Origin of the sequence: Duganella sp. sic0402 (assembly GCF_019219065.1) — a bacterium.
Classification (GTDB): Bacteria; Pseudomonadota; Gammaproteobacteria; order Burkholderiales; family Burkholderiaceae_D; genus Rugamonas.
In genome coordinates this window covers 1,025,439-1,048,226 of record NZ_JAHUWK010000001.1, presented here as the reverse complement: position 1 = coordinate 1,048,226, position 22,788 = coordinate 1,025,439, and the positions used below count along the sequence as shown (strand labels likewise).

Below are 22,788 nucleotides of genomic sequence, written 5' to 3'. Positions count from 1 at the left end.
ACACACTGGAGGCGGTCATGGACATCGCGCAGTTGCACTTTCTGGTAGCCGAAGGGGATCAGGTACAACGGCGTGCGCTGGCCGACATCCTGGTGCATACAGGCGTCGGCCATATCACCCAGGCGCCCGACGGCCACACCGCGCTGCGCCACTTCAGCGCCGGCATCACGCCAGCGGTGGACATTGCCATCATCGACCTGGCCTTGCCGGGCATGGACGCGCTGGAGCTGATACGCCGGCTGGGCGAAGCCCGCTGCAAGGCGGGCCTGATCATCGTCGGTGCACAATCCAATGCAGTGCTGTTCTCAGCGGAGACGATGGCGGCAGCCTACGGCGTCAATGTGCTGGGCGCGATCGGCAAGCCGGTCATCGGCGGCCGGCTGGTGGCGCTGATCCAGAACTACCTGCCGCCCGGCGCGGCCCAAGGTGCGCGCGAGGCCGCTCTTGCGCTGTCATTTGACGAAGTGGGCAAGGGCTTGCAGAACCGCGAGTTCGATCCCTTCTTCCAGCCGAAAATCGAACTTGAAAGCGGCCAGGTCAAAGGCCTGGAGATGTTTGCGCGCTGGCGTCATCCACTGCATGGCGTGCTGGGGCCGGCATCCTTCATGCCGGCGCTGGAAGCCGCCAAACGCGTAGACTTCCTCGACTGGACCATGATTGAAAAGTCGGTGGCCGCCTGCCGCAGCCTGCATGACCAGGGCGTGCCGATTTCCGTCTCGATCAATGTCGACCAGAGCACGCTGGCGCATCCGCAGTTCATGGAGCAGATCGCGGCCTGTATCGCGCGGCACCGCATCATGGCCGACTACATCACCTTTGAAATGACCGAATCAGCGGTGCTCAGCACCGAGCCGCATTTCCTTGAATGCCTGCTGCGGCTGCGGATGGCGGGCTTCGGCCTGGCCATCGACGACTACGGCACCGGCCGCAGCAACCTGCAACTGCTGGCGCGCATCCCGTTCTCGGAACTCAAGATCGACCGCAGCTTTGTCGATGGCGCCTCCAAGCGCTCGGCGCTCGGCACTGTGCTGCGTTCCTGCCTCAGCCTGGCCCGCAGCCTGGATCGTAAGTCGGTGGCGGTTGGCGTCGAAACCAAGCAGGATTGGGATTTCCTGCAAGGCCTGGGCTGCACTTATGCGCAAGGCTATTACATCGCCAAGCCGATGCCGGTCGAAGAATTCCCCACGTGGCTGGCCGACTGGCAGCATTTCTTCTGACATCGATCAAACACGCCTGCTGACCGGCGCTGCACACTCGACCTCCATCCAATACAGGAGGTCGATATGGGGAAATGCACGAATACCGGCGCCGACCAGCTGGCCGCCGGCATGCCATTCAATGCCACCAAGCCGCTGGAGTATGGCGAAGCGGCCTACACGCCGCATGCTGGCGAGACGCAGGCGCCGCCGGACACCGTCTGCCATGAACTGAGCACCAACCAGGGCGTGCCGGTGGCGGACAATCAGAACTCGCTGAAGGCCGGCCTGCGCGGGCCGACGCTGATGGAAGACTTTATCCTGCGCGAGAAAATCACCCATTTCGATCATGAGCGCATACCCGAGCGGGTGGTGCATGCGCGTGGTTCGGCCGCACATGGCTATTTCGAGAGCTATCAGGACCTCAGCGACATTACCCGCGCCGCGCCGTTTGCGGCGGTGGGCAAGCGCACGCCGGTGTTTGTGCGATTCTCGACCGTGGCCGGTGAGCGCGGCTCGGCCGATACCGTGCGCGATGTGCGCGGATTTGCGGTCAAGTTCTACACGGAAGAGGGTAACTGGGACCTGGTCGGTAACAACATCCCGGTGTTCTTCATTCAGGATGCGATGAAGTTCCCGGACCTGATTCATGCGGTCAAGCCTGAACCGAATAACGGCATACCGCAGGCTGCCAGCGCGCATGACACTTTCTGGGATTTTGCCTCGCTCAGTCCCGAAATCGCCCACATGCTGCTGTGGCATACCTCGGACCGCGCCATTCCGCGCAGCTACCGCATGATGCAGGGCTTTGGCGTGCACACCTTCCGGCTGGTGAACGCGGAAGGCGCGTCGGTGTTCTGCAAGTTCCACTGGTCGCCGCTGGCTGGCACGCATGCGCTGGTATGGGACGAGGCAGTGCGGCTGGCCGGCGCCGACCCGGATTATCATCGCCGTGATTTGTGGGAAGCGATTGAGGCCGGCGAGTTTCCCGCGTGGGAGCTGGGCCTGCAAATCTTTACCGAAGAGGAGGCTGGGCGTTTTCCTTTCGATATTCTCGATCCGACCAAAATCGTACCCGAGGAAATGGTGGCGGTGCGTACCATCGGCAAGCTGGTCCTGGACCGGAATCCGCATAACTTCTTCAGCGAAACCGAGCAGGTGGCGTTCTGCGCGGCGCATGTGGTGCCGGGCATCGACTTCACCAACGATCCGCTGCTGCAAGGGCGCCTGCATTCGTATATCGATACGCAGCTCACGCGACTGGGCGGGCCCAACTTCCATGAGATTCCGATCAATACGCCGCTGGCGCAGATCCATAACAACCAGCGCGACGGCTTTCACCGGCAGCAGATCAACCGCGGCCGTGTCAGTTACGAGCCGAATTCGCTGGCTGGCGGCTGTCCGTTCCAGGCCGGTGCGCGCGGTTTTGTCAGCGTGCCGGAAGTGTCGCAGGGCAGGGAGGTGCGCGGCAAGCCGGAACTGTTTGCCGATCATTATGCGCAGGCAAAGTTGTTCTGGATGAGCCAGAGCGCGATCGAGCAGCATCACATCATTCAGGCGTTCCGCTTTGAACTCAGCCGGGTGCGCACGCCGGCGGTGCGCAGTCGCACCCTGTCGCTGCTGGCAAATATCGATGCGCGGCTGGTCGCCTCCGTGGCCGAGGGGCTGGGCATGCAAGTGCCGCCGCCGTTGCCGCCGGCAAGCGACCGGCCGCCGTATGACTACATGCCCTCGCCGTCACTGTCGCTGTTTGCGCGGCCGGGGCAGCTTGGCATACGCACGCGCCGTGTGGCGCTGATGGTGGCGCCGGGTGCGGATGGTGCGCTGATTGGGCAGCTGTTCGCGTCGCTGGAGGAGGCTGGCGCCGTGCCATGCCTGATCGGCGCGCGCATCGGGCAGGCGGCAGCGGCCGATGGCGCCGTACTGGACGTGGCGGACAGCTATGAGAGCGCGCCGTCGGTGCTGTGGGATGGCGCTATCGCGATTCAGGGAGCGGGTGCCCTGGCGATAGAGTTCATCAAGCTACAGTACCGGCATGGCAAGCCGATACTGGCGCTGGGCGGGGCGGTGGAGTTGCTGAAGGCGGCCAAAATTCCACGCCGGCTGCCGCAAGGTCTGCCCGATCCGGGCGTGATCATTGTGACGCCAGCCGACGTGGCAGAGGGACTGGCCTGCTTCACCTCCGTGCTGGCCCAGCACCGCGTCCACGCGCGCGAGACCGACCCGCCGCGCGTGTGAGCCTTAGTACTCGCGCCGGTCCGGCTTGATCTCTTGCAGGATGGTGGTGGAGATTTCTTCAATCGACTTGGTGGTCGACGACAGCCAGCGTATGCCTTCGCGCTTCATCATCGCTTCCGCTTCGTTGACCTCGTAACGGCAATTCTCCAGCGACGCGTATTTGCTCCCCGCGCGTCGTTCGTTACGGATCTCGGTCAAGCGCTCCGGCGTAATCGTCAAGCCAAAAATCTTGGACTTGAACTCATATAGCGACGACGGCAGCCGGCCGCGCTCGAAGTCATCCGGTATCAGCGGATAGTTGGCCGCCTTGATCCCATACTGCATCGCCAGGTACAAGCTGGTTGGCGTCTTGCCCGAGCGCGACACGCCCACCAGAATGACATCCGCCGACGCCAGATTCTTGTGCGACTGGCCGTCATCATGCGCCAGCGAGAAGTTGATCGCCTCGATGCGGTTCTTGTATTCCTCACTGTCGACGATATTGTGCGAGCGGCCGATGGTGTGGGTCGATTTCACACCCAACTCTTGTTCCAGCGGGGCAACAAAGGTCTGGAACATGTCCATATACATGCCTTTGCATTGCCGTATGACATCAGACAGCTCGGTATGCACCAGCGTCGAAAAGATGATCGGGCGATGGCCGTCGGTGGCAAACGCCTCATTGATCTTGCGTACCGCATCGTAGGCCTTGTCCAGGGTATCGATGAACGGCAGCCGCACCTGGCGGAAGCGCAATTCGAACTGGGTCAGCACCGAATGGCCGAAGGTTTCAGCGGTGATGCCGGTGCCGTCGGAAACAAAAAATACGGTGCGCGCTGCGGACGGCAAGGGTGGGCGTTGTTCTTGTGTCATGTTTAGTGCAAGTATCCTATTGTGAATCGTCAATTCGCGCCACAGGCTGTAGAATGTGCGCCAACAGGATGCATTGTGCGGCACGACCACCAGAATAAGCAAGAACATGGGTCTGCGCACCGCCGGAAAGATTTCTATCATCAAAAAGGTGTTTTTATGTCCAACGCAGCATTGAAGGAGCAAAACAACGAAGCAGTCTACGTTGCCTCGTTTGAAAATTTACGAATGACGGATGTGGAGTCTGTCGGCGGCAAGAACGCCTCGCTCGGCGAGATGATCAGCCAGCTGGCAGGCGCCGGCGTGCGCGTGCCTGGCGGCTTTGCCACCACCGCGCAGGCATTCCGCGACTTCCTGTCGCACAGCGTCGACGGCGGCAAATCGCTGGCCGACCGTATCGCTGACCGCCTCGCCGATCTGAACATCGACGATGTGCGCTCGCTGGCGCAAGCCGGCGCGGAGATCCGTCAGTGGATCATCGACACGCCATTCCAGCCACGCCTGGAAGCGGAGATTCATACCTTCTACGAAAAACTGGTGGCCGATTCGTCGACCGAAATGTCGTTCGCCGTGCGCTCGTCGGCTACCGCCGAAGACTTGCCGGACGCTTCGTTCGCCGGCCAGCAAGAGACCTTCCTGAACGTGGTCGGCATCGACAACGTGCTGGATGCGATGAAGCACGTGTTCGCCTCGCTGTACAACGACCGCGCAATTTCCTACCGCGTGCACAAAGGCTTCACCCACGCTGAAGTGGCGCTGTCGGCTGGCGTGCAGCGCATGGTGCGTTCCGACCTGGGCTCCGCCGGCGTCATGTTCACCATTGATACCGAGTCCGGCTTCAAGGATGTGGTGTTCGTCACCTCCAGCTATGGCCTGGGCGAGACGGTGGTGCAGGGCGCGGTGAATCCGGACGAATTCTACGTCCACAAACCGATGCTGGAAAAAGGCAAATCGCCTGTCATCCGCCGCAACATCGGCTCCAAGCTGCTGAAGATGGAATTCACCAGCGAAGCCAAGGCTGGCCGCTCGGTCAAGACTGTGGACGTGCCGGTGGAACTGCGCAACCGCTACTCGCTGAACGACGAAGAAGTGGTGGAGCTGGCCAAGTACGCCGTGATCATCGAAAACCACTACGGCCGTCCGATGGACATCGAGTGGGGCAAGGATGGCCGCGACGGCAAGCTGTACATCCTGCAGGCGCGTCCTGAAACCGTGAAGTCGCAGCAGAAGGCCACCGACGTGCAGCAGCGCTTCAAGCTGAAATCGAGCGGCACCGTGCTGGCTTCGGGCCGTGCGATTGGCCAGAAGATCGGCGCCGGTCCGGTGCGCGTGATCCACGACCCATCGGAAATGGAACGTGTGCAGCCTGGCGACGTGCTGGTGGCCGATATGACCGATCCTAACTGGGAACCGGTGATGAAGCGCGCCTCCGCCATCGTCACCAACCGTGGTGGCCGTACCTGCCACGCTGCGATTATCGCGCGTGAGCTGGGTGTGCCGGCGGTGGTTGGCTGCGGTGATGCGACCGATGTGCTGAAGGATGGCACTTTCGTGACCGTGTCCTGCGCCGAAGGCGACGAAGGCAAAATCTACGACGGCCTGCTGGAAACCGAAATCTCGGAAGTCTCGCGCGGCGAGCTGCCGAAGCTGCCGACCAAGATCATGCTGAACGTGGGTAACCCGCAGCTGGCGTTCGACTTCCAGGCCGTGCCGAATGGCGGCGTGGGCCTGGCGCGCCTGGAGTTCATCATCAATAACAATATTGGTGTGCACCCGAAAGCGATCCTGGAATATCCGAACATCGACGCGGACCTGAAGAAGGCGGTCGAGTCGGTGGCGCGCGGCCACGCATCGCCACGCGCGTTCTACGTCGACAAGCTGGCCGAAGGCATCGCCACCATCGCTGCCGCGTTCTGGCCGAAACCAGTGATCGTGCGCCTGTCGGACTTCAAGTCCAACGAGTACAAGAAGCTGATCGGCGGTTCGCGCTACGAGCCGGATGAAGAAAATCCGATGCTGGGCTTCCGTGGCGCCGCCCGTTACCTGGCCGACGACTTCGCCGGCGCATTCGAAATGGAATGCGCAGCGATGAAGCGCGTGCGTAACGACATGGGCCTGACCAACGTCGAAATCATGGTGCCGTTCGTGCGTACGCTGGGCCAGGCCGAGAAGGTCGTGAACCTGCTGGGCAAAAACGGCCTGGTGCGCGGCGAGAATGGCCTGCGCCTGATCATGATGTGCGAAGTGCCATCCAATGCCATCCTGGCGGAGCGCTTCCTGGAGCACTTCGACGGCTTCTCGATCGGTTCCAACGACCTGACCCAGCTGACCCTGGGCCTGGACCGCGATTCCGGCATGGCACTGCTGGCGGCCGACTTCGACGAGCGTGATGACGCTGTGAAAGCACTGCTGTCGCAGGCGATCCAGGCTTGCCGCAAGCAGGGCAAGTACATCGGCATCTGCGGCCAGGGCCCTTCGGACCACCCGGACTTCGCGGCGTGGCTGATGGAGCAGGGCATCGAGTCGATGTCGCTGAATCCTGACTCGGTGATCGATACCTGGCAAAAGCTCGCCAGTCTGCAAAAGTAATTGACGCAGACTAACGTGGTATAAATGAACCCTCGCATCCCATGATGGGATGCGGGGGTTTTTGTTTTTCGACAGGAGACGATGATGACTGACTGGAGCTATTGGCTGGCCGCGGCTGGCGCGACGGTGATACTGGAGCTGTTCGTCGGTACCTTCTATTTATTGATGATCGCGATCGGCCTGGCGGCTGGCGGTGCTGCGGCGCTGCTGGGCTTTGGGCCGGCGCTGCAGCTGCTGGTGGCGGCCGTGGTTGGCGTTGCCGCCACCGTGGCGCTGCGCCGCAGCCGCTATGGCCGCGCGCAGGAGCGCGTGCAGGCCGAGCGCGATCCCAACGTCAATCTCGACATTGGCCAGACCGTGCATGTGCCGGCATGGCAGGATAACGTGGCGCGCGTGATGTATCGCGGCGCGCTGTGGGACGTCGAATTGGACATTGGCGTGACACCGGGGGCTATCGCCGCGCCGGGCGCCTACACCATCCGCGAAGTACGCGGCAGCCGCCTGATTGTGGCGGCATAAAATCAACTACGGAGAACTACATGGACATCAGTATCGGTAACGTCACCTTCATCCTGTTTATCTTGGCGCTGGTGTTCGTCTTCAAGACGATCAACGTGGTGCCGCAGCAGCATGCATGGGTGGTGGAGCGGCTGGGAAAATACCACGCGACGCTGGGGCCGGGCCTCAATATCGTGATCCCGTTTGTCGACCGCATCGCCTACAAGCATGTGCTCAAAGAAATCCCGCTGGACGTGCCGCCGCAGGTCTGCATCACCCGCGACAACACCCAGTTGCAGGTGGACGGCATCCTGTACTTCCAGGTGACGGACGCGATGCGCGCATCGTATGGCTCGTCGAACTACATCGCCGCGATCACCCAGCTGGCGCAGACCACGCTGCGTTCGGTGATCGGCCGCATGGAGCTGGATAAAACGTTTGAAGAGCGCGAGCACATCAACACCACCATCGTCAACGCGATTGACGAGTCGGCCTCCAACTGGGGCGTGAAAGTGCTGCGCTACGAAATCAAGGATCTGACGCCGCCGAAAGAAATCCTGCACGCGATGCAGGCGCAGATCACCGCCGAGCGTGAAAAGCGTGCGCTGATCGCCGCTTCGGAAGGCCGCAAGCAGGAGCAGATCAATATCGCCAGTGGCGAGCGTGAAGCGCAGATCGCCCGTTCCGAGGGCGACAAGCAGGCCGCGATCAACCGCGCGCAAGGCCAGGCGGCGGCGATCGTCGCGCTGGCGGAAGCGAACGCCAGCGCCTTGCGCCAGGTCGGCTCGGCGCTGCGCGAACCGGGCGGCGACGAAGCCATGAACCTGAAAGTGGCGGAGCAGTACGTCAACGCCTTCGGCCAACTGGCCAAGACCAATAATTCGATTATCATACCGGCCAATCTGGGCGATATGAGCGGCCTGATCGCGACCGCGCTGCAGGTCGTCAAGACGCAAAGCAAAATCATCAAGGAGTAAGACTATGGGCACGTGGGCGGTAGACGCGTTCGGCAACGACTACGCGCAGGACTGGGCACAGGACCTGCACGAAACCAGCAATCTGGACGCGGTGGAGGACACGCTCAACACCGCCTTGGACGCGGCGGGCGAACTGGACGCGCCATTCGCCGCCGAAGCCCTGGTGGCCATTGAAGTACTGGCGCGCCTGCAAGGCAAAGGCGGCCCGTCCACGCAAGACAGCGCCCCGGTTGACGAATGGGTCGCCGCGCGCAAGCCCAAAGCCAAACACCGCGCCGACCTGGCCGACAAAGCCGTCCGCGCGCTGGAACGCATCCTCTCCGCCGACAGCGAACTGCGTCAGCTCTGGGAAGAAAGCGAACATTACAAGGACTGGCTGGCCGCCGTCGAAGACCTCCGCTCCCGCCTCTGATCCCGGATTGCTGTAACATTCGGGGATGAACCTGAATCAGCAAACCGATCATCTGCTTACGTTTTTGCATCAGCACCAGCGGGTGCTGGTGCTTACCGGCGCTGGCCTGAGTACGGCTTCCGGCATTCCTGATTACCGTGACAAGGATGGCGTGCGGCGTGGCCGCAATCCTATCCAGGGACCGGATTTCCGTAAGTCGGAGGCAGTGCGGCGGCGGTATTGGGCGCGCAGTATGGCCGGGTATCCGACTTTGGCCGGGGCGGCGCCCAATGCCGGCCATCGTGCGCTGGCCGAGCTGGAGGCGGCGGGGCGCATTCACGCCATCATTACGCAGAACGTCGATGGCTTGCATCAGCGCGCGGGTAGCCGTAAGCTGATTGAGCTGCATGGCAATATTCATGGTGTGTTGTGCCTGGATTGCCGCATGGTGCATCCGCGTATCGGGATCCAGAACTGGCTGCTGGAGGCGAATCCATCGCTGGTGCCTGGCGGGCCGGTGGGCGAGGTGGTGCCAGAAGCGCGGCCGGATGGTGATGCGGAGGTCGAGCTGGACGAGTTCCAGGATTTTCATCTGCCTTATTGCAGCGTCTGCGGCGGAACCTTGCAGCCGGACGTGATTTTCTTTGGCGATAATATCCCGGCCCAGCGCACCGCCGATGCGCTGCAACTGGCCGATGAGGCCGACGCCGTACTGGTGGTCGGCTCATCGCTGATGGTGTTTTCCGGCTATCGCTTCGCCAAGCTGGCGGCGCAGACGAACAAGCCGATCGCTGCCATCAACCTGGGCAAAACCCGGGCGGATGACTTGATCGGCTTGAAGGTGGAAGCGTCCGCAGTCGATGTGCTGCCGCTGTTGGTGTAATTAATTCCGCTGCAGCATCGAGCGGACGATGGCTTCCTTGGCCAGCACGTAGTCGTGGCCAGCCAGCACGAAGTTGGTGTTCGGCTGGATCACCTTGATGTTGATGAACACCATGTCACTGGTTTCGGCGTAGGAGCCGACCACAATCGCCTGCGCATTGTGGGTGGTGGCCACTTCGCCGATTTCACGTGTCAGCATCAGTTCGCCCTGGTTGCGCTTCAGGTAGACGCTGTTGCGCAACTTCATTTCCAGCATGCTCAGGCCGCCTTGCGCCATGCGCGTCGACAGCTGCTCCGATATCAGCCGGCCCAGCGTCGTGGTCTGTTCCAGCGCATCGATATTCACCACCGTGGCGACGATCAGCGGCTTGTCCTGGCGCAGCTTGCCATTCAGCTGCGACAGCAGCACATCGGCCGCCTTGTAGTTGGCGTTGATGAACTGGTTGGGCGAAATGGTGGCGTAATTGCCTTCGTCATTCTTCGGCGTCGACGAGCAGGCCGACAGCAGCAGCGGCAGCGCCAGCAGGGAGACGCGGGCCAGGGATTTCATGTGCATCAGATATCTCCGCGTACCTGGAAGGTACGGGTAATTTTAGGTTCTTCGGGCTGGGGATCGATGATGCCATACAGCACGCGATCGGTGTCCGCCACATAATAGGCCGAGGTGTTGCGCGCCAGATAGCGGTACTGGTCGGACACGGAAACGGTGACGATGATTTCGGTCTTCGGCGTCTCGCCAGGCGCAAACTGTGAATTCAGCCATTGATGGCCATCAACGGCGGCGAGCGCCGTGCCCGCATTGAAAGCAAAGCCGGCGTCAAGCGCGCTTAGCACGACGATACCGCCCGCCAGCACGGTTTTTTCGCCGTAATAACGGTATTGCGGGCGGTCGGCGCTGAAGGTCAGGGTCTGCACGTCCAGCTCGACTTTCAGCGAGCCGGCCGCGTTGCGCGACACTACATAGCCGTCGTTGACCAGCGAGGTGGTCAGCTGCGCCGCCAGCGCGCGCTGGAATGGGCTCGGGTCTTTCGGCTCAGCGATATACACCGGGCGGGGTGGGCTCTTGCGGAGCTCCAGCGCTACCCGCCGTGAGATATTGTCGGAAATGACGCCCCAGTGATGCGCCGCTTGCAGCTTGGCCTGCTTGGTGGTGGGGAAGTTGGCCGCCAGCGGCGTTGGCGTGTAGCGCGAAGCGCAGCCCGCCAGCAAGATGCCAGCCACCAGAGCCATTGCAGTTTTCAGCGCCATGATTGCCTCGTCGTCAAAATTGTCCAAATCACAGGCACACGATGTCCGTGAATGTGAAATCACTCTCCGCCAAGTTTAGCATGGATGTTTCTAATTAGAAATTCTCCGCGCAATAAAAAACCCGGCGTGGGGCCGGGTTTTGTACAGCGTGCGCAACAGATTTAGCGCTTGTGAACTTTCATCGCCTGCGCGACTTCGCGTTTGCCGTCGCGATCTTTCTCGGTGGCACGCTTATCGTGCATTTTCTTGCCTTTGGCCAGACCGATCTCGCATTTCACGCGACCGCCCTTGAAGTGCAGGTTGAGCGGCACCAGGGTGTAGCCGGCGCGCGTGACCTTGCTGATCAGCTTGTCGATCTGCTCGCGGTGCAGCAGCAGCTTGCGGGTGCGCACCATGTCGGGCGTGATGTGGGTGGAGGCGGTCGGCAGCGCGCTGATGTGGGCGCCGAACAGGAACAGCTCGTCGCCCTTGATGGTGACGTAGGCTTCCTTGATCTGCACCTTGTTGTCGCGGATGGCCTTGACTTCCCAGCCTTCGAGCACGATGCCGGCTTCGTAGCGGTCTTCGATGAAATAGTCAAAAAAGGCTTTTTTGTTATCGGCTATGGTCATGTGGTGGTATCGGTTAAACTACTGCTGCGCGCCTTCAGACGCGAATAATTCAACATCATAGCAAATGGTTAGACAATGGCAGTAGTGCACAAATCAGTTTTCCTCGGTTACAGCGCCCAGCAAATGTTCGATCTGGTGGCGGCGATCGAGGACTATCCCAAATTTCTGCCGTGGTGCGGTGGCGTCGAGATCCGGGAGCGCAACGGCAATACGGTGGTGGCCAGCGTTGGCATCAACTACCATGGCGTCAAGCAAAGCTTTACCACGTCGAATGAAAACACCGCGCCCACGTCGATCAAGATGAAGCTGGTGGACGGTCCTTTCAAGTGCCTGGACGGCGTGTGGACCTTTAAACCGCTGCGCGAGGACGCCTGCAAGATCGAGCTGGACCTGCACTACGAATTTTCCAGCGGCCTGCTGGATAAGCTGATCGGCCCGGTGTTCGGCATGATTGCCAACAGCATGGTCGATTCCTTCTGCAAGCGGGCGGAAACCGTGTATGGCGGCTGAGACTTTTTCGATCCAGGTGTGCTATGCGAGCGACGCAGTGCAATTCCTGCGTGAGCTGCAGGTGCCAGCCGGCACCACGCTGGAGCAGGCCATTGCGCTGAGCGGCGTGCTGACCGAGTTGCCGGGACTGGATCTGAGCCAGCTGCAAACCGGCATCTACGCCAAGAAGAAACCATTGGACACCATCTTGCGCGCCCACGACCGCGTCGAACTCTACCGTCCGCTGATCGCCGATCCGAAAAACGCCCGGCGCCGCCGCAAGGCCCCCGCGCCGGCCGATCAGGCTGTCGAGCCAGAACATTGAAATTCAAGTGGCAAGAGAAGCTGCTGGAAGAAATCGGCAAGGCGCCCCATGAAACCTTGCTGAGCAGCTGGCTGAGCTTGCTACTTGGCTTGTTTATTCTTGGCATCGCTGCCTTGGATAGCGTCCCCAAGCTGCGCGCCTATCACTGGGTGGCCGGGGAGGCGCGCGTGGTGTCTACCGATATGTACCAGCGAAGCGGAAGAAGCCACAGCTGGTGCGGCCGTATCCGCTATGCTTATCTGGTGGATGGCCGCAGCTACAAAAGCCGCGAGCTGACATCGTCGATCATTTCAGACCAGGGCTGCCACCTCGACAAGGCGAGGGTCGCCGCCTGGCTGGCCGCTCGGCCGGCTGGCACCAGCATCCGGATTTTCTACGATCCGGCTGCGCCGGAACGGGCAGCGATCGTGCGCGAAGGCCTGAAATGGCATGACTTTCTTTTTTGGCTGATGGCGATATTCGTGCTGGCCTTCAGCGCCTACTGCATCGTTCACGCAAGGCGTGTGCTGCGGCGCCCCAAGCCAGCTAACCGAGATTGTTGAGCAGGAATTCCCTGGTAGCGGGATGCTGGAAAAATTCGGTGTGCCAGACCTCGTTTTGTTTGTGTTCGGCGCTGCCGAAATTGAGTAGGCGGCTGGCGTCCGGCGTGGCTTGCGGCAGCAGGACGTTGCCGTAGGGGATGACCAGGTCGTTTGCGCCTTCCAGCAGCGCGTGGCTCAGCAGGGCGCCGCTGCGTTCCAGCAGCGAGTCGCCATAGGCGTAGTTGGCGCGGGCGTAGTAGCTGTTGCCGGCATTGAGCAGCGAGCCGGAGCGGTCCAGCTGCGCGATCAGCGCTGAGCCGGTCGCCAGCGCCTGCACGCTGGGACGGCCGAAGCCCAGCGACACCACCATCCGCGCCAGCCCGATCACCAGGTCCAGCGCCATGCCGCCGCTGAAGGAGGCCAGCATGGCCGCCACGTTGAGGAATTGCTTGATGTCGTCGGGCGAGGCCAGCGGCGAACCCTGGTTGGCGGCCGCCACAAACATCACTTTGCCCACTTTGGCGATGCGTCCTGCGCGAGCCCGCGCGATATCGGCCATACCCTCGGTCAGCAGCGAGCGCACCAGCAGTCCGCCACGGCTGTGGCACAGGATATCGACTTCCCAGCCGGCGTCGGCCGGCAGGCGCTGTAGCAGGTTCAGCGCGTTCTGTTGCGGCGTTTTGGCGATGGTCCAATGGTCGTAGCCGAACACGCGTCCCTGATAGCGCTCCAGCAAGGGCTGTAAGTCCAAATCGCCGAAGCCGCCTTCGATCGAGCTGAATACGCCATGCACCAGCAATAGCACTTTGCGGCCGCGCGCGGCAGCCAGGTCTTCGGGCATTGCTGGCATGCCGTGTCCACGGTTCAAGGCCAGCAGCTGTTCCGGCTTGTTGTGCGCTTCGATCTTGTTGATCATCGCTTGGGTCATGCGCTCGCCGGCGCGCAGCGAGGCTTGTACGATCCAGTTCCAGGCAGCCGGCGCCGGAGACAGCGCGGCCGGTGCGGATACACTCTCACCCGGAAAGACCAACTGCACGCAGCCGCTATCCTTGTGCCGCACCACATGCAGTGCCTCGTCTTCGATCAGCGTGACCGGCAGGGGAGGTGTACCGGCCAGCGGTTGCAGGTCGGGCATGGCAGCCAGCAGGGCGTGATCATCCATCGCATCCTGCAAGGCGCGGTGCAGTTCAGCTTGCTTATTGGGAGTCAGCCGCATGCCGCCCAGTGTACCGTAAGCTGCCGCGCAGGTTATGCATCATTGCAAGCAAGCTTTGCAGAAACATCGCTTTCTCACACCTGCGCGGCAGCCTAAGATAAACTCATCATTACCAACAGATAAGAGTTCATGATGAGACGCAAATACTTGCTGCTGATTGCCAGTTTGAGCTGTTGGAGTCCAGCGGCGCGCGCGGGCGCGGACTGTCCGGTAGTCACACGCGTCGGCGTCAGCGACCTGGGCTATACCTCCTACCGCGAGCAGGGCCGGATAGCCGGCATCGCCATCGATGTGGCCCATGAAATGGCGCGCCGCACCGGTTGCAAGTTCGCGTTCCAATGGTATCCGCGCCAGCGCTTGTTCATCGAACTGGAAGCGGGCCGCATCGATATGACCATGGGCTCGATGCGCACGCCCGAACGCGATGCCTACGCCCGTTACCTGCCTTACGCCTATCTGCAATACGATTTGCTGCTGACGCAGCAGGATGGCCGCCAGTACACCAGCCTGGCCGACTACGTGGCGCGCGGTGAAGGCCGTCTCAACGTCACGCGCGGTGTCGCCTACGACGCTGGCATCGAGACGCAACTGGCGACGCTGGCCTCGCATGGCCGGCTGGAAGTGGTGAATGATTTTGAAACCGTGTTCGGCAAGCTGGCGCTGGGCCGCGCGGCTGGCACGCTGGCCACGCCGCCGATCTACGGTAAATATCTGAAGGACAGCAAGTTGCGGATGACGATCGTGCCGCTGCCGGAATCGGCCCCGCGCTTCACCGGCATTTACTTGTCGAAGCAGACCATATCGCCGCAGCTGCACCAGCGCTACGCTGCCGCATTAAAGGCGATGACGTCGGAACAAAGCGTGCGCGCGATTTATGCGCGCTACTTTGACGACGCCACCGTCAAGCGCACCTTCCGCAATGGGCAGGCGCCGTTGATGACGGCCTTGTCGGCCGTCGATTAAAGCAGGCTGGCTTGCTGCTTATTTACCGTTCACGTCCACGGTCTTGGCGTCCAGCGTGACCTTGACGCTGGCGGCTGGCTTGGCGCCGGCCGAATCGGCCAGCGTCACCAGGTATTCACCGGCGGCGATTTTCCAGGTCTTGCTGGCGCTATCGTAGACGCCCAGCAGGCGCGGATCGACCTTCACCGTGGCCTTGCCGCTGGCGCCGGCTTTCAGGTCCAGCTTGTCCCAGCCAGCCAGGCGTTTCGGCGCTTCCCAGCCGCCGGCCAATGGCGACACATACACCTGGCCAACCGTCTTGCCATCGCGTTTGCCGGTGTTCTGAATGTTGAAGCTGACTTCGATGCCATTGCCAGCCGGTTTGGCGCTCAGGCCTTCATACGAGAAGCTGCTGTACGACAGGCCGTAACCGAATGGGAACAGCGGCTTCAGGCCTTTCAGGTCAAACCATTTGTAGCCGACCGCAGCGCCTTCGATGTTGTAGTTGGTGGTGACCTTTTCGATGATGTTCTCATCCTTGGTCTTGCCGTCGCCATCGAGCTTGGGACGCGGCAGCTGGTCCAGCGAGGCCGGGAAGGTCGCTGGCAGGCGGCCGGATGGATTCACATCGCCATTCAGCACGCGCGCAATCGCCGCGCCGCCGTTGGTACCCGGATACCAGGCTTCCAGCACCGCGCCAACCTTGTCCAGCCATGGCATAACAACCGGGTTACCGGTTTGCAGCACCACCACGGTTTTCGGATTGGCCTTGGCGATGGCGGCGATCAGATCGTCCTGCTTGTGCGGCAGCGACAGGTCGTCTGCGTCGAAGCTCTCGGCCATCCACTGGTTGGCGAAGACGATGACCACATCGCTGCCCGCTGCCAGCTTGGCGGCGGCGGCGACATCCTTGCCGTCGTGGTAGGTCAGCTTGGCCTTGGTCAGCCTGGCCAGTTCGCCCATCGGCGACGAGCGGTGGAACACGATCGGGCCAGGGAAGTGGGCCGGGCCTTCGTTCGGTACCGGCGACAGGCCGATCGGATAGACCTGGGCCGAACCGCCGCCCGACAGCACGCCCTTGTCCGCATGGCCGCCGATCACGGCGACGCTGCGCACATTGGCCGCCAGTGGCAGCAGGCTGTTATCGTTCTTCAGCAGGACGATGGCTTCTTCGGCATCGGCCTGGCTGATTTTGCCGTGGGCGACAAAGTCGATGCCAGCGTCGTCGGACTTCGGCTTGGACACCGGATGCTCGACCAGGCCATGTGCGAACATGGTGCGGGTGATGCGCTTGACCATATCATCCAGGCGCGATTGCGGTACGTGGCGGTTGACCACCGCTTCCTTCAGCGGGCCGTTGAAGTAATCCGATTTGTCGAACGGGTAGCCGGACTGCTGGTCCAGGCCGCGCAGCGCAGCCGGAATGGTCGAGTGGGTCGCGCCCCAGTCGGACATGACGTAGCCGGTGTACTTCCAGTCCTTCTTCAGCACCTCGTTCAGCAGGTATTCGTGTTCGCAGGCATAGTCGCCGTTGACGCGGTTATACGCGCACATCACCGAGCCCGGATCGCCACGCTCGATGGCGAATTGCAGCGCCAGCAGGTCCGACATGCGGCCGTTCTTGTCGTCGATAATGACGTTGACGTGATTGCGGTTGGTTTCCTGGTCGTTGAAAGCGTAGTGCTTGACGGTGGAAATGATGTGGTTGGACTGGATGCCGCGGATCTGCTCGCCGACCATGATGCCGGCCAGCAGCGGATCTTCGCCGCCATATTCGAAGTTGCGGCCATTGCGCGGCTCGCGTTGCAGGTTGACCCCGCCGGCCAGCTGCACGTTGAAGCCCGAAGCACGCGCCTCGGCGCCGATCATCGCGCCGCCCGCGAAGGCCAGCTTGGTGTTCCAGGTGGCGGCGGTGGCGATACCGGCCGGCAGGGAAGTGCGCTGGTACGGTTTTTTCGACACCGCCTGGGTGGCGACGCCGACACCGGCGTCGGTTTGCCATTGCGGCGGCAGGCCGAGGCGCTCGATGCCCGGCACGTAGCCGGCCGAATCAGGGCGGCCTTCCTTCGGCTGCTCATGCTTCTTCGGCGTGAATTCGGTCGAGAAGTAGGCGAACACGGTCTGGATTTTTTCATCCAGCGTCATCGCTTTCACCAGCTGGTCGGCGCGCGCGTCGGGCGACTGCTTCGCGTCCAGCCAGGGGCGGTCTGCGTCTGCGGCGTGTACGGCGCCGGTTAACATGAAGGGATAAACCAGTGCCAGAGACAGCCAGAGACGCTTTTTCATACGATTACAGTGTCCTTATAATTTTAAGTTGATCTTCAGCGCGGAATCAGAACCTTCAGCGCATATGCTCCGCCTGCAACGATACCGGTGAAAACGTTTTCAGTCAAACGCTTGTCCCCGTCCCAGACTTGCACCTGCTCGACGTCAGCGCGCTCTATCGATACATCGAAACTGGCATGACGGAACTTGCGCGCGACTTTGATGCCGTCCCAGTGTGCAGGCAGCTGCGGATTGATGGACAGGCCATCGGCCGTACCTTTCAGGCCGCACAGGCCTTCAACAAAGCACAGATAGACCCACGACACCGTGCCGGTGTTGAACAGCTGGCTGGAACGGCCGGCGGTGCGCGGGTACTCGCGCCAGGCACCGCGATAGTAATTCGGGATGAACACCGGCAGCTGGCCGCGTTGCAGGTAGTCCTGCTCGCTCGGGCCGGGCAGCATGCGGCGCAGCAGGTCGTAGGCGCGCTCGCTTTCGCCGGCGGTGTACAGGCTGTAGATGTAGAACACGGCGGCGTGGTTGTAGACCGCGCCGTTCTCCGCCGAGCCAGGGTGCTTCTGCGTCACGCGTCCGACGTCGTCGCGCATGGCGCTGAACGGCGGCGCGAACATCTGCACGCCGTATGGCGTGACCAGGTGCTCATCGACTTGGGCCAGCATCGATGCGCGCTGGCCGGCATTGGCGGCGCCGCTGAGGATCGCCCAGGCCTGCGGATTGAGCCAGATGCGGCCTTCCTTGTCCTTGCGGATGCCAAAGGTGACGTTGTCGTCGGTGATGCCGCGCGCGAACCAGTCGCCATCCCACAGGTGTTCGTTGGCGGCGCGGTTGACGGCATGCGCACCGGCGCGGAAGTGCCTGGCGCTTTCCGCCAGCGAGGAACTGGCGCCGGTGGTTTCGCAAATCTCGGCCCACAGGTTGAGCGCATAGGCGGTGGCCACGGTCAGCCAGCCAGAGACACCACGGCCCTTGTAGCCGACCATATTCATCGGGTCGCACCAGTCGCCTTGCGCGATATAGCTCAGGCCACGCTTGTCGCGCGCCTGCAGCAGCCAGTCCATGGCGCTGCTGACGCGCTCGGAGACGGTGAGCGCGACGCCGCTCTCCTTGCCGATCACGTCTTCGTTGAGGATGTCGTAGTCGCCGGTTTCGTCGAGGTAGACTTTAAGCGCGACCGGCAGCCATACGCAATGATCGGTGTGCGGCACCTGGTTGATGTATTTGAGCTCCGCGCCTTCCGCCAGCAGGATACCGTCGGGCATGGCGCCGCTGGCTTCCTGTTGCGACAGCGCGTGCAGGAAAGCGGCGCGCATCACGCCGGGCTTGATGAAGCTCATGCCCATATTGTCTTGCAGGTAGTTGCGCGTCTGCGGGTCGGTGCTGAGGCGATTCACGTCGCCGTGGTAAAACACCTGGCGCGGCAGCCAGTTGTTGACGAAGTTATCCAGGTCCGCGTCCGGCGTTTCGATGCGCAGGCAGCCATCGCCGCTGGCGACGTAGGCTGCGTATTCCTGTGCGGCGCTGTCGAAGGCGGCCGCGCTCAGGTATTTTGTACGCATGGCGCGGATTTCCGCATCATCGAATGCGGGGCCGAAAATGAAGCGGTAGTCGCGCGCCTCGCCAGCGGCCAGCGCCAGGCGGTATTGCACGGCAGCGGTCGGGGTTTCGTAGCGCGCATCGCTGCCGCCCAGTTGTTCGGCCTGAATCGCTGAGGGATGCTGCAAGCCGCCTTCGCCTTCAAATGCGGACTGGCGCACCTCCCACGCATCCGGCGCGTGTTCGCACAGGAAGTAGGTCTTGTCCTTGAAGTCTTTCTGCTTGAAGTAGTCGGCCACTTTTTGATACGGCGTGACGCTGCTGGCCACCACGCCGCCCAGGTCCGCGCGGTATTCGCCGGACTGGTTCATCCACGACATATAGCCGATCGGGAAGTAAGGATAGACGCTGATCTTGCGCGCACGGCCGGACAGATTGGTCAAGCGCAGCGACCACAGCTCCACCACATCGGCAGTTGGCAGGCCGAGCGTCAGCTCGACGCGCACGTCCAGGTGCTCGACTGTCCATGCGATATTGCTCTTGCCGACCGAGAAGGCGAAGCGCTCCACCTTGGCGCGCGCCGGCTCGTATGGTGCGGAAAAGATCTCGCCAGTCTCCTCGTCCTTGATGTAGAAGAAGCGGCCGGGATGGTGCGCGTAGTAGTTCTGCTCCGGCTGCATGAAGGTCTTGGCCTCCAGGTTGGGTGCATACGCGTACTTGGCTGGTTCCGGCTGCATGTACTGCGCGGTGGCGTAGCCGCGGCAGGTGATCTGTATCATCATCTTCTGATTCCACAGGAAGCCCGCTGCCTGCGGCATGGCCGTAGGGCTGGTCAGTTCGTAGCGGTCACCGTTGTGGGTCGGGCGTAGCATAGAAATCTCCATCAGGATTTGCGCGCTTCCAGATCTTTTTGAATCTGTAGCAGCTTGTTGTTATCGAGGTTGTACATGAACATCACGGCCACCGCGAGCAGTGCGAACACGGCCGGGATAAACGACATCAGCCAAACGATGCCCGCTTGCGAGCCTGCGGTCTGCGCGGCGTTGGCGACATAACCGAGCTTGGTGAAGATGGCGCCGATCACCGCGACCGCGACTGCGGTGCCGAGCTTTTGCGAGAAGGTGGCGGCGGCGAAGGTCATTGCCGTGGCGCGGCGGCCGGTGCGCCATTCGTTGTAGTCGGCGGTGTCGGCATACATGGAGAAGGCCAATGGCGACTTGGGGCCCAGCACCAGGCCCATGCTGATCTGCAGCGTGAACATCAGCCAGATCTGATTCTTGGGCACGAAGAAGAAGGCCGACGACAGGATGGCGGTGATGGCCATCAATATCATCATCAGCTTTTTCTTGTCGACGAAGCGCGTCATCAGCGGCGTCAGCGAGGCGCCGGCGGCGGCGGCCATCATGTACGCCGGCACAAAGCCGGCCATCAGGTCGGGACGTTCGACCACGTATTTGAAGTAATAGGCAGCGCTGCTGGTGCGCAGCGTGATGGTGATCATGATGATCAGCGCCAGGAAGAACAGCGCCACCCACGGGCGGTTTTGCGACAGGTCGCGGATGTCCTGCCAGACGTTGGTCTTTTGCTCAGCCGGCGGCGCGACACGTTCGCGGGTGTTGAGGAAAGTGAACACAAACAGCACCGAGGCAAACACGCTCCAGGTCAGCATGGTCAGCTGCCAGCCCAGCTCGTCGTTGCCGCCGCCAAGCCATTGGACCAGTCCCGGCGTGGCGGCCGTCACCAGCGTGCCGCCGGCGAAGGCAAAAATGAAGCGCAGGCCATTGACGGTGGAGCGTTCCTGCGGATCGGAGGACAGCACGCCGGACAAAGCGTTGTAGGGAATATTGATGCAGGTGTAGCACACCATCATCGCCAGGTAAGTGCCATAGGCCCAGATGATCTTGCCGTCTTCCGACAGGTCCGGCGTGGTGTAGGTGAGAAAGGCGGCGCAGGCCAGCGGCAGCGGCACCCAGATCAGGTAAGGGCGGAATTTGCCCCAGCGGGTGACGGTGCGGTCGGCGGCGGCGCCGATCATCGGGTCGGTGAAGGCGTTGATGATCTTGATCGTGAACATCATCGAGGCGGCGGCTGCGGCGGAAATGCCGAATACGTCGGTGTAGTAAATCAGCAGGAAGGTGGCGACATTGGTCCAATAAAAATTGAAGCCCATATCGGCAATGCCGTAGCTGATTTTCTCGCGCCAGGTCAGTTGTTTGTTCACGGTCGCCTTGATCGTCTTACATGTAAAAGCAGGCAGCGTATCACTGCCTGAACGGAACTTGCTGATGTTCCGGGGAGAGCCGGTTGCTGATAGCGGTAACTATCATGTCTTAATTCATGTTCTCAATATCTGCTGCACCAGCTGGGCCGGCGGCTCGGCGATATCCAGCACCAGGCCGGCTTCATCGTCCTGCAGCGGTTCCAGCGTGGCCAGCTGGCTGTCGAGCAGCGTGGTCGGCATATAGTGCTCCTTGCGTGCCGCCATGCGTTCGGCGATCAGTTCGCGCGGGCCGGCCAGGTGGGCAAAACGCAGCTCGGGATCGGCGCTGCGCAGCAGGTCGCGGTAGCGGCGTTTCAGCGATGAGCAGGACAGTACCAGCCCGGTTTGCTTAAGGCGCGCGTCGCGGATTTCCTTGTGCAGCGCCAGCAGCCAGTCAGCGCGGTCGGCGTCGGTCAGCGGCACGCCGGCAGTCATCTTGGCCACATTGGCGTAGGAGTGATACGTGTCGCCTTCGAGGAAGGGCACTTGCAGCGCGCCCGCCAATTGCAATCCGATCGAACTTTTGCCGCAGCCGCTGACACCCATGACGACCCAACGAGTTTGTGTGTTCTTTTGCATATGTTTTCAAGAGCAATGATAGCGCTAACAGTTTGCGCGAGTTTAGACGGATTGAAAAATTTGTAAAGAACTATCGATGCTGCGACGCAGCAGTGGTATTTCCGGCCTAGGCGCTCTCACGCGCCATCAGCGTGAAGCCGAGGTCGATCTGTTTGCTGGCCGGGGCTTCGCCCTTGATCACCGAACGCAGCAAGGTAGCCGCTTCATAGCCGATGCGGTAGCGCGGCGTGCCGATGGTGGTCAGGGAGGGATTCATCCAGGCGGAGGCAGGCAGGTCGTTAAAGCCGCAGATGGCCAGCTGCGACGGCACCGCGATGCCGCGCCGCTGGCATTGATAGATGGCGCCGTGGGCCAGGTCATCGTTGCAGCAGAAAATGGCGTCGCAGTCCGGCGCCTGCGCCAGCATGCGGCCCACCAGTTCTGCGCCGAGGGCGATGGTGGACGGCTCGCCGACCATCACTTCCAGCTTGGGATCGGCAAGGCCGGCTTCCTGCATCGCCTTGCGGTAGCCTTCGGCGCGGCGCAGCGTACGCTCGTCCAGTTGCGCGCCGATGAAGCCGATGCGCTTGTGGCCCTTGTCGAGCAGGTAGCGGGTCATCGCGTGGCCGGCCTGGAATTGCGAGAAGCCGACAGTCAATTGGTCCGGATCGGTGGACATGTCCATCATCGACACCACCGGCACGCGCGAGGTGGTCAGAATCTGCTGCACGCGCGGGCTGTGGGTGAGGCCGGACAGCAGCATGCCGTCCGGGGCCGATTGCAGATAGGTGGCGATCAGCTTTTCTTCTTCCTTGTCGGAATAGCGGGTATTGCCGATCAGGATCTGGTAGTCATCGGCGTCCAGCGCGTCCTGGATGCCGGCCAGCACTTCGGTGAACACCGCGTTCGATAGCGAGGGCACCAGTACCGCGATTACCTTGGACTGCGACGAGGCCAGCGCGCGGGCGGCGCGGTTGGGCACATAGCCGAGTTCGGCCACAGCCTGGTCCACCCGGTCACGCAGCGCCTGCGATACCATCTCCGGCTGGGTGATGGCGCGGGAGGCGGTCATGGTGGCCACGCCGGCTTTCTCGGCCACCATCGCCAGGGTGATGCGCCCACTGGCGCGGCTCTTGCCCGCTTGAGTCTTCGTCATTGATGAGACTGGAATGATATTGA

General features: G+C 61.8%; 21 protein-coding genes. 11 read left to right on the top strand and 10 right to left on the bottom strand.

Going from position 1 to position 22,788, the window contains the following annotated elements:
* Positions 1–17 precede the first annotated feature (17 nt).
* A complete protein-coding gene (locus KW842_RS04465; protein WP_218302853.1) occupies positions 18–1,217 on the top strand; it encodes an EAL domain-containing protein in 1,200 nt (399 codons plus the stop codon).
* A 66-nt stretch (positions 1,218–1,283) separates the two neighbouring features.
* The gene (locus KW842_RS04460) at positions 1,284–3,434 is read left to right on the top strand and encodes a catalase (RefSeq protein WP_218302852.1); all 2,151 of its coding nucleotides are present in this window, start codon (positions 1,284–1,286) and stop codon (positions 3,432–3,434) included.
* Positions 3,435–3,437: 3 nt separating this feature from the next.
* Here the strand turns inward: KW842_RS04460 and KW842_RS04455 are convergent, their stop codons facing one another.
* A complete protein-coding gene (locus KW842_RS04455; protein WP_218302851.1) occupies positions 3,438–4,286 on the bottom strand; it encodes a pyruvate, water dikinase regulatory protein in 849 nt (282 codons plus the stop codon).
* 156 nt (positions 4,287–4,442) lie between these two features.
* Here KW842_RS04455 and ppsA point away from each other — a divergent pair, with 156 nt between their 5' ends.
* The 5 genes from ppsA (at position 4,443) to KW842_RS04430 (ending at position 9,621) form a co-directional block, all read left to right on the top strand.
* Positions 4,443–6,872 (top strand): phosphoenolpyruvate synthase, encoded by a 2,430-nt coding sequence (gene ppsA, locus KW842_RS04450; protein ID WP_218302850.1) that lies wholly within the window; start codon positions 4,443–4,445, stop codon positions 6,870–6,872.
* 84 nt (positions 6,873–6,956) lie between these two features.
* Entirely contained in the window at positions 6,957–7,391 is a 435-nt protein-coding gene (locus tag KW842_RS04445) for an NfeD family protein (RefSeq protein ID WP_218303107.1), read from the top strand.
* A gap of 20 nt (positions 7,392–7,411) precedes the next feature.
* A complete protein-coding gene (locus tag KW842_RS04440; RefSeq protein WP_218302849.1) occupies positions 7,412–8,347 on the top strand; it encodes an SPFH domain-containing protein in 936 nt (311 codons plus the stop codon).
* Positions 8,348–8,351: 4 nt separating this feature from the next.
* Positions 8,352–8,759: a DUF4259 domain-containing protein gene (locus tag KW842_RS04435; RefSeq protein ID WP_218302848.1), complete on the top strand. Its 408-nt coding sequence runs from the start codon at positions 8,352–8,354 to the stop codon at positions 8,757–8,759.
* A gap of 25 nt (positions 8,760–8,784) precedes the next feature.
* The gene (locus tag KW842_RS04430; protein WP_218302847.1) at positions 8,785–9,621 is read left to right on the top strand and encodes an NAD-dependent protein deacetylase; all 837 of its coding nucleotides are present in this window, start codon (positions 8,785–8,787) and stop codon (positions 9,619–9,621) included.
* Here KW842_RS04430 and KW842_RS04425 read toward each other — a convergent pair whose 3' ends face one another.
* From KW842_RS04425 to smpB, 3 genes are all read right to left on the bottom strand, one after another.
* The gene (locus KW842_RS04425) at positions 9,622–10,176 is read right to left on the bottom strand and encodes a FlgO family outer membrane protein (RefSeq protein ID WP_218302846.1); all 555 of its coding nucleotides are present in this window, start codon (positions 10,174–10,176) and stop codon (positions 9,622–9,624) included.
* The gene (locus KW842_RS04420; protein ID WP_218302845.1) at positions 10,176–10,868 is read right to left on the bottom strand and encodes a hypothetical protein; all 693 of its coding nucleotides are present in this window, start codon (positions 10,866–10,868) and stop codon (positions 10,176–10,178) included. The genes KW842_RS04425 and KW842_RS04420 overlap by 1 nt, the downstream gene beginning before the upstream one ends.
* A gap of 161 nt (positions 10,869–11,029) precedes the next feature.
* A complete protein-coding gene (gene smpB / locus KW842_RS04415) occupies positions 11,030–11,479 on the bottom strand; it encodes an SsrA-binding protein SmpB (RefSeq protein WP_218302844.1) in 450 nt (149 codons plus the stop codon).
* Between the two features lie 75 nt (positions 11,480–11,554).
* Here smpB and KW842_RS04410 point away from each other — a divergent pair, with 75 nt between their 5' ends.
* Genes KW842_RS04410 through KW842_RS04400 form a run of 3 tightly spaced genes read left to right on the top strand, consistent with a single transcriptional unit; the run spans position 11,555 to position 12,835 of the window.
* Positions 11,555–11,989, top strand: coding sequence for a type II toxin-antitoxin system RatA family toxin (locus tag KW842_RS04410; protein WP_218302843.1), 435 nt, complete (start codon positions 11,555–11,557; stop codon positions 11,987–11,989).
* Entirely contained in the window at positions 11,979–12,293 is a 315-nt protein-coding gene (locus KW842_RS04405; protein WP_218302842.1) for an RnfH family protein, read from the top strand. The genes KW842_RS04410 and KW842_RS04405 overlap by 11 nt, the downstream gene beginning before the upstream one ends.
* Positions 12,290–12,835: a DUF3592 domain-containing protein gene (locus tag KW842_RS04400; RefSeq protein WP_218302841.1), complete on the top strand. Its 546-nt coding sequence runs from the start codon at positions 12,290–12,292 to the stop codon at positions 12,833–12,835. The genes KW842_RS04405 and KW842_RS04400 overlap by 4 nt, the downstream gene beginning before the upstream one ends.
* On the opposite strand, the gene KW842_RS04395 is transcribed toward KW842_RS04400, so the two are convergent.
* Complete coding sequence (locus KW842_RS04395; RefSeq protein ID WP_218302840.1) at positions 12,819–14,030, bottom strand: triacylglycerol lipase; 1,212 nt, start codon at positions 14,028–14,030, stop codon at positions 12,819–12,821. The two genes, KW842_RS04400 and KW842_RS04395, sit on opposite strands and share 17 nt — an antisense overlap.
* Positions 14,031–14,159: 129 nt before the next feature.
* Here KW842_RS04395 and KW842_RS04390 point away from each other — a divergent pair, with 129 nt between their 5' ends.
* Positions 14,160–14,993 (top strand): ABC transporter substrate-binding protein, encoded by an 834-nt coding sequence (locus KW842_RS04390; protein ID WP_218302839.1) that lies wholly within the window; start codon positions 14,160–14,162, stop codon positions 14,991–14,993.
* A gap of 18 nt (positions 14,994–15,011) precedes the next feature.
* Here the strand turns inward: KW842_RS04390 and KW842_RS04385 are convergent, their stop codons facing one another.
* From KW842_RS04385 to KW842_RS04365, 5 genes are all read right to left on the bottom strand, one after another.
* The gene (locus tag KW842_RS04385) at positions 15,012–17,258 is read right to left on the bottom strand and encodes a beta-glucosidase (protein WP_218302838.1); all 2,247 of its coding nucleotides are present in this window, start codon (positions 17,256–17,258) and stop codon (positions 15,012–15,014) included.
* Positions 17,259–17,293: 35 nt separating this feature from the next.
* Positions 17,294–19,663, bottom strand: coding sequence for a GH36-type glycosyl hydrolase domain-containing protein (locus tag KW842_RS04380; protein ID WP_218302837.1), 2,370 nt, complete (start codon positions 19,661–19,663; stop codon positions 17,294–17,296).
* An 11-nt stretch (positions 19,664–19,674) separates the two neighbouring features.
* Positions 19,675–21,012 carry an MFS transporter gene (locus tag KW842_RS04375; RefSeq protein ID WP_218302836.1) on the bottom strand — a complete coding sequence of 446 codons (1,338 nt, stop codon included), beginning with the start codon at positions 21,010–21,012 and terminating at the stop codon, positions 19,675–19,677.
* Positions 21,013–21,126: 114 nt separating this feature from the next.
* Positions 21,127–21,630 (bottom strand): gluconokinase, encoded by a 504-nt coding sequence (locus KW842_RS04370; RefSeq protein WP_229223473.1) that lies wholly within the window; start codon positions 21,628–21,630, stop codon positions 21,127–21,129.
* 106 nt (positions 21,631–21,736) lie between these two features.
* Positions 21,737–22,765, bottom strand: a complete 1,029-nt coding sequence (locus tag KW842_RS04365; protein ID WP_218302835.1) for a LacI family DNA-binding transcriptional regulator — start codon at positions 22,763–22,765, stop codon at positions 21,737–21,739.
* Positions 22,766–22,788: the final 23 nt, after the last annotated feature.

Coding starts and splice junctions, on each gene's coding strand:
- KW842_RS04465 (WP_218302853.1), top strand. CDS start 18: ATGGACATCGCGCAGTTGCACTTTCTGGTAGCCGAAGGGGATCAGGTA.
- KW842_RS04460 (WP_218302852.1), top strand. CDS start 1,284: ATGGGGAAATGCACGAATACCGGCGCCGACCAGCTGGCCGCCGGCATG.
- KW842_RS04455 (WP_218302851.1), bottom strand. CDS start 4,286: ATGACACAAGAACAACGCCCACCCTTGCCGTCCGCAGCGCGCACCGTA.
- ppsA (WP_218302850.1), top strand. CDS start 4,443: ATGTCCAACGCAGCATTGAAGGAGCAAAACAACGAAGCAGTCTACGTT.
- KW842_RS04445 (WP_218303107.1), top strand. CDS start 6,957: ATGACTGACTGGAGCTATTGGCTGGCCGCGGCTGGCGCGACGGTGATA.
- KW842_RS04440 (WP_218302849.1), top strand. CDS start 7,412: ATGGACATCAGTATCGGTAACGTCACCTTCATCCTGTTTATCTTGGCG.
- KW842_RS04435 (WP_218302848.1), top strand. CDS start 8,352: ATGGGCACGTGGGCGGTAGACGCGTTCGGCAACGACTACGCGCAGGAC.
- KW842_RS04430 (WP_218302847.1), top strand. CDS start 8,785: ATGAACCTGAATCAGCAAACCGATCATCTGCTTACGTTTTTGCATCAG.
- KW842_RS04425 (WP_218302846.1), bottom strand. CDS start 10,176: ATGCACATGAAATCCCTGGCCCGCGTCTCCCTGCTGGCGCTGCCGCTG.
- KW842_RS04420 (WP_218302845.1), bottom strand. CDS start 10,868: ATGGCGCTGAAAACTGCAATGGCTCTGGTGGCTGGCATCTTGCTGGCG.
- smpB (WP_218302844.1), bottom strand. CDS start 11,479: ATGACCATAGCCGATAACAAAAAAGCCTTTTTTGACTATTTCATCGAA.
- KW842_RS04410 (WP_218302843.1), top strand. CDS start 11,555: ATGGCAGTAGTGCACAAATCAGTTTTCCTCGGTTACAGCGCCCAGCAA.
- KW842_RS04405 (WP_218302842.1), top strand. CDS start 11,979: ATGGCGGCTGAGACTTTTTCGATCCAGGTGTGCTATGCGAGCGACGCA.
- KW842_RS04395 (WP_218302840.1), bottom strand. CDS start 14,030: ATGCGGCTGACTCCCAATAAGCAAGCTGAACTGCACCGCGCCTTGCAG.
- KW842_RS04390 (WP_218302839.1), top strand. CDS start 14,160: ATGATGAGACGCAAATACTTGCTGCTGATTGCCAGTTTGAGCTGTTGG.
- KW842_RS04385 (WP_218302838.1), bottom strand. CDS start 17,258: ATGAAAAAGCGTCTCTGGCTGTCTCTGGCACTGGTTTATCCCTTCATG.
- KW842_RS04380 (WP_218302837.1), bottom strand. CDS start 19,663: ATGCTACGCCCGACCCACAACGGTGACCGCTACGAACTGACCAGCCCT.
- KW842_RS04370 (WP_229223473.1), bottom strand. CDS start 21,630: ATGCAAAAGAACACACAAACTCGTTGGGTCGTCATGGGTGTCAGCGGC.
- KW842_RS04365 (WP_218302835.1), bottom strand. CDS start 22,765: ATGACGAAGACTCAAGCGGGCAAGAGCCGCGCCAGTGGGCGCATCACC.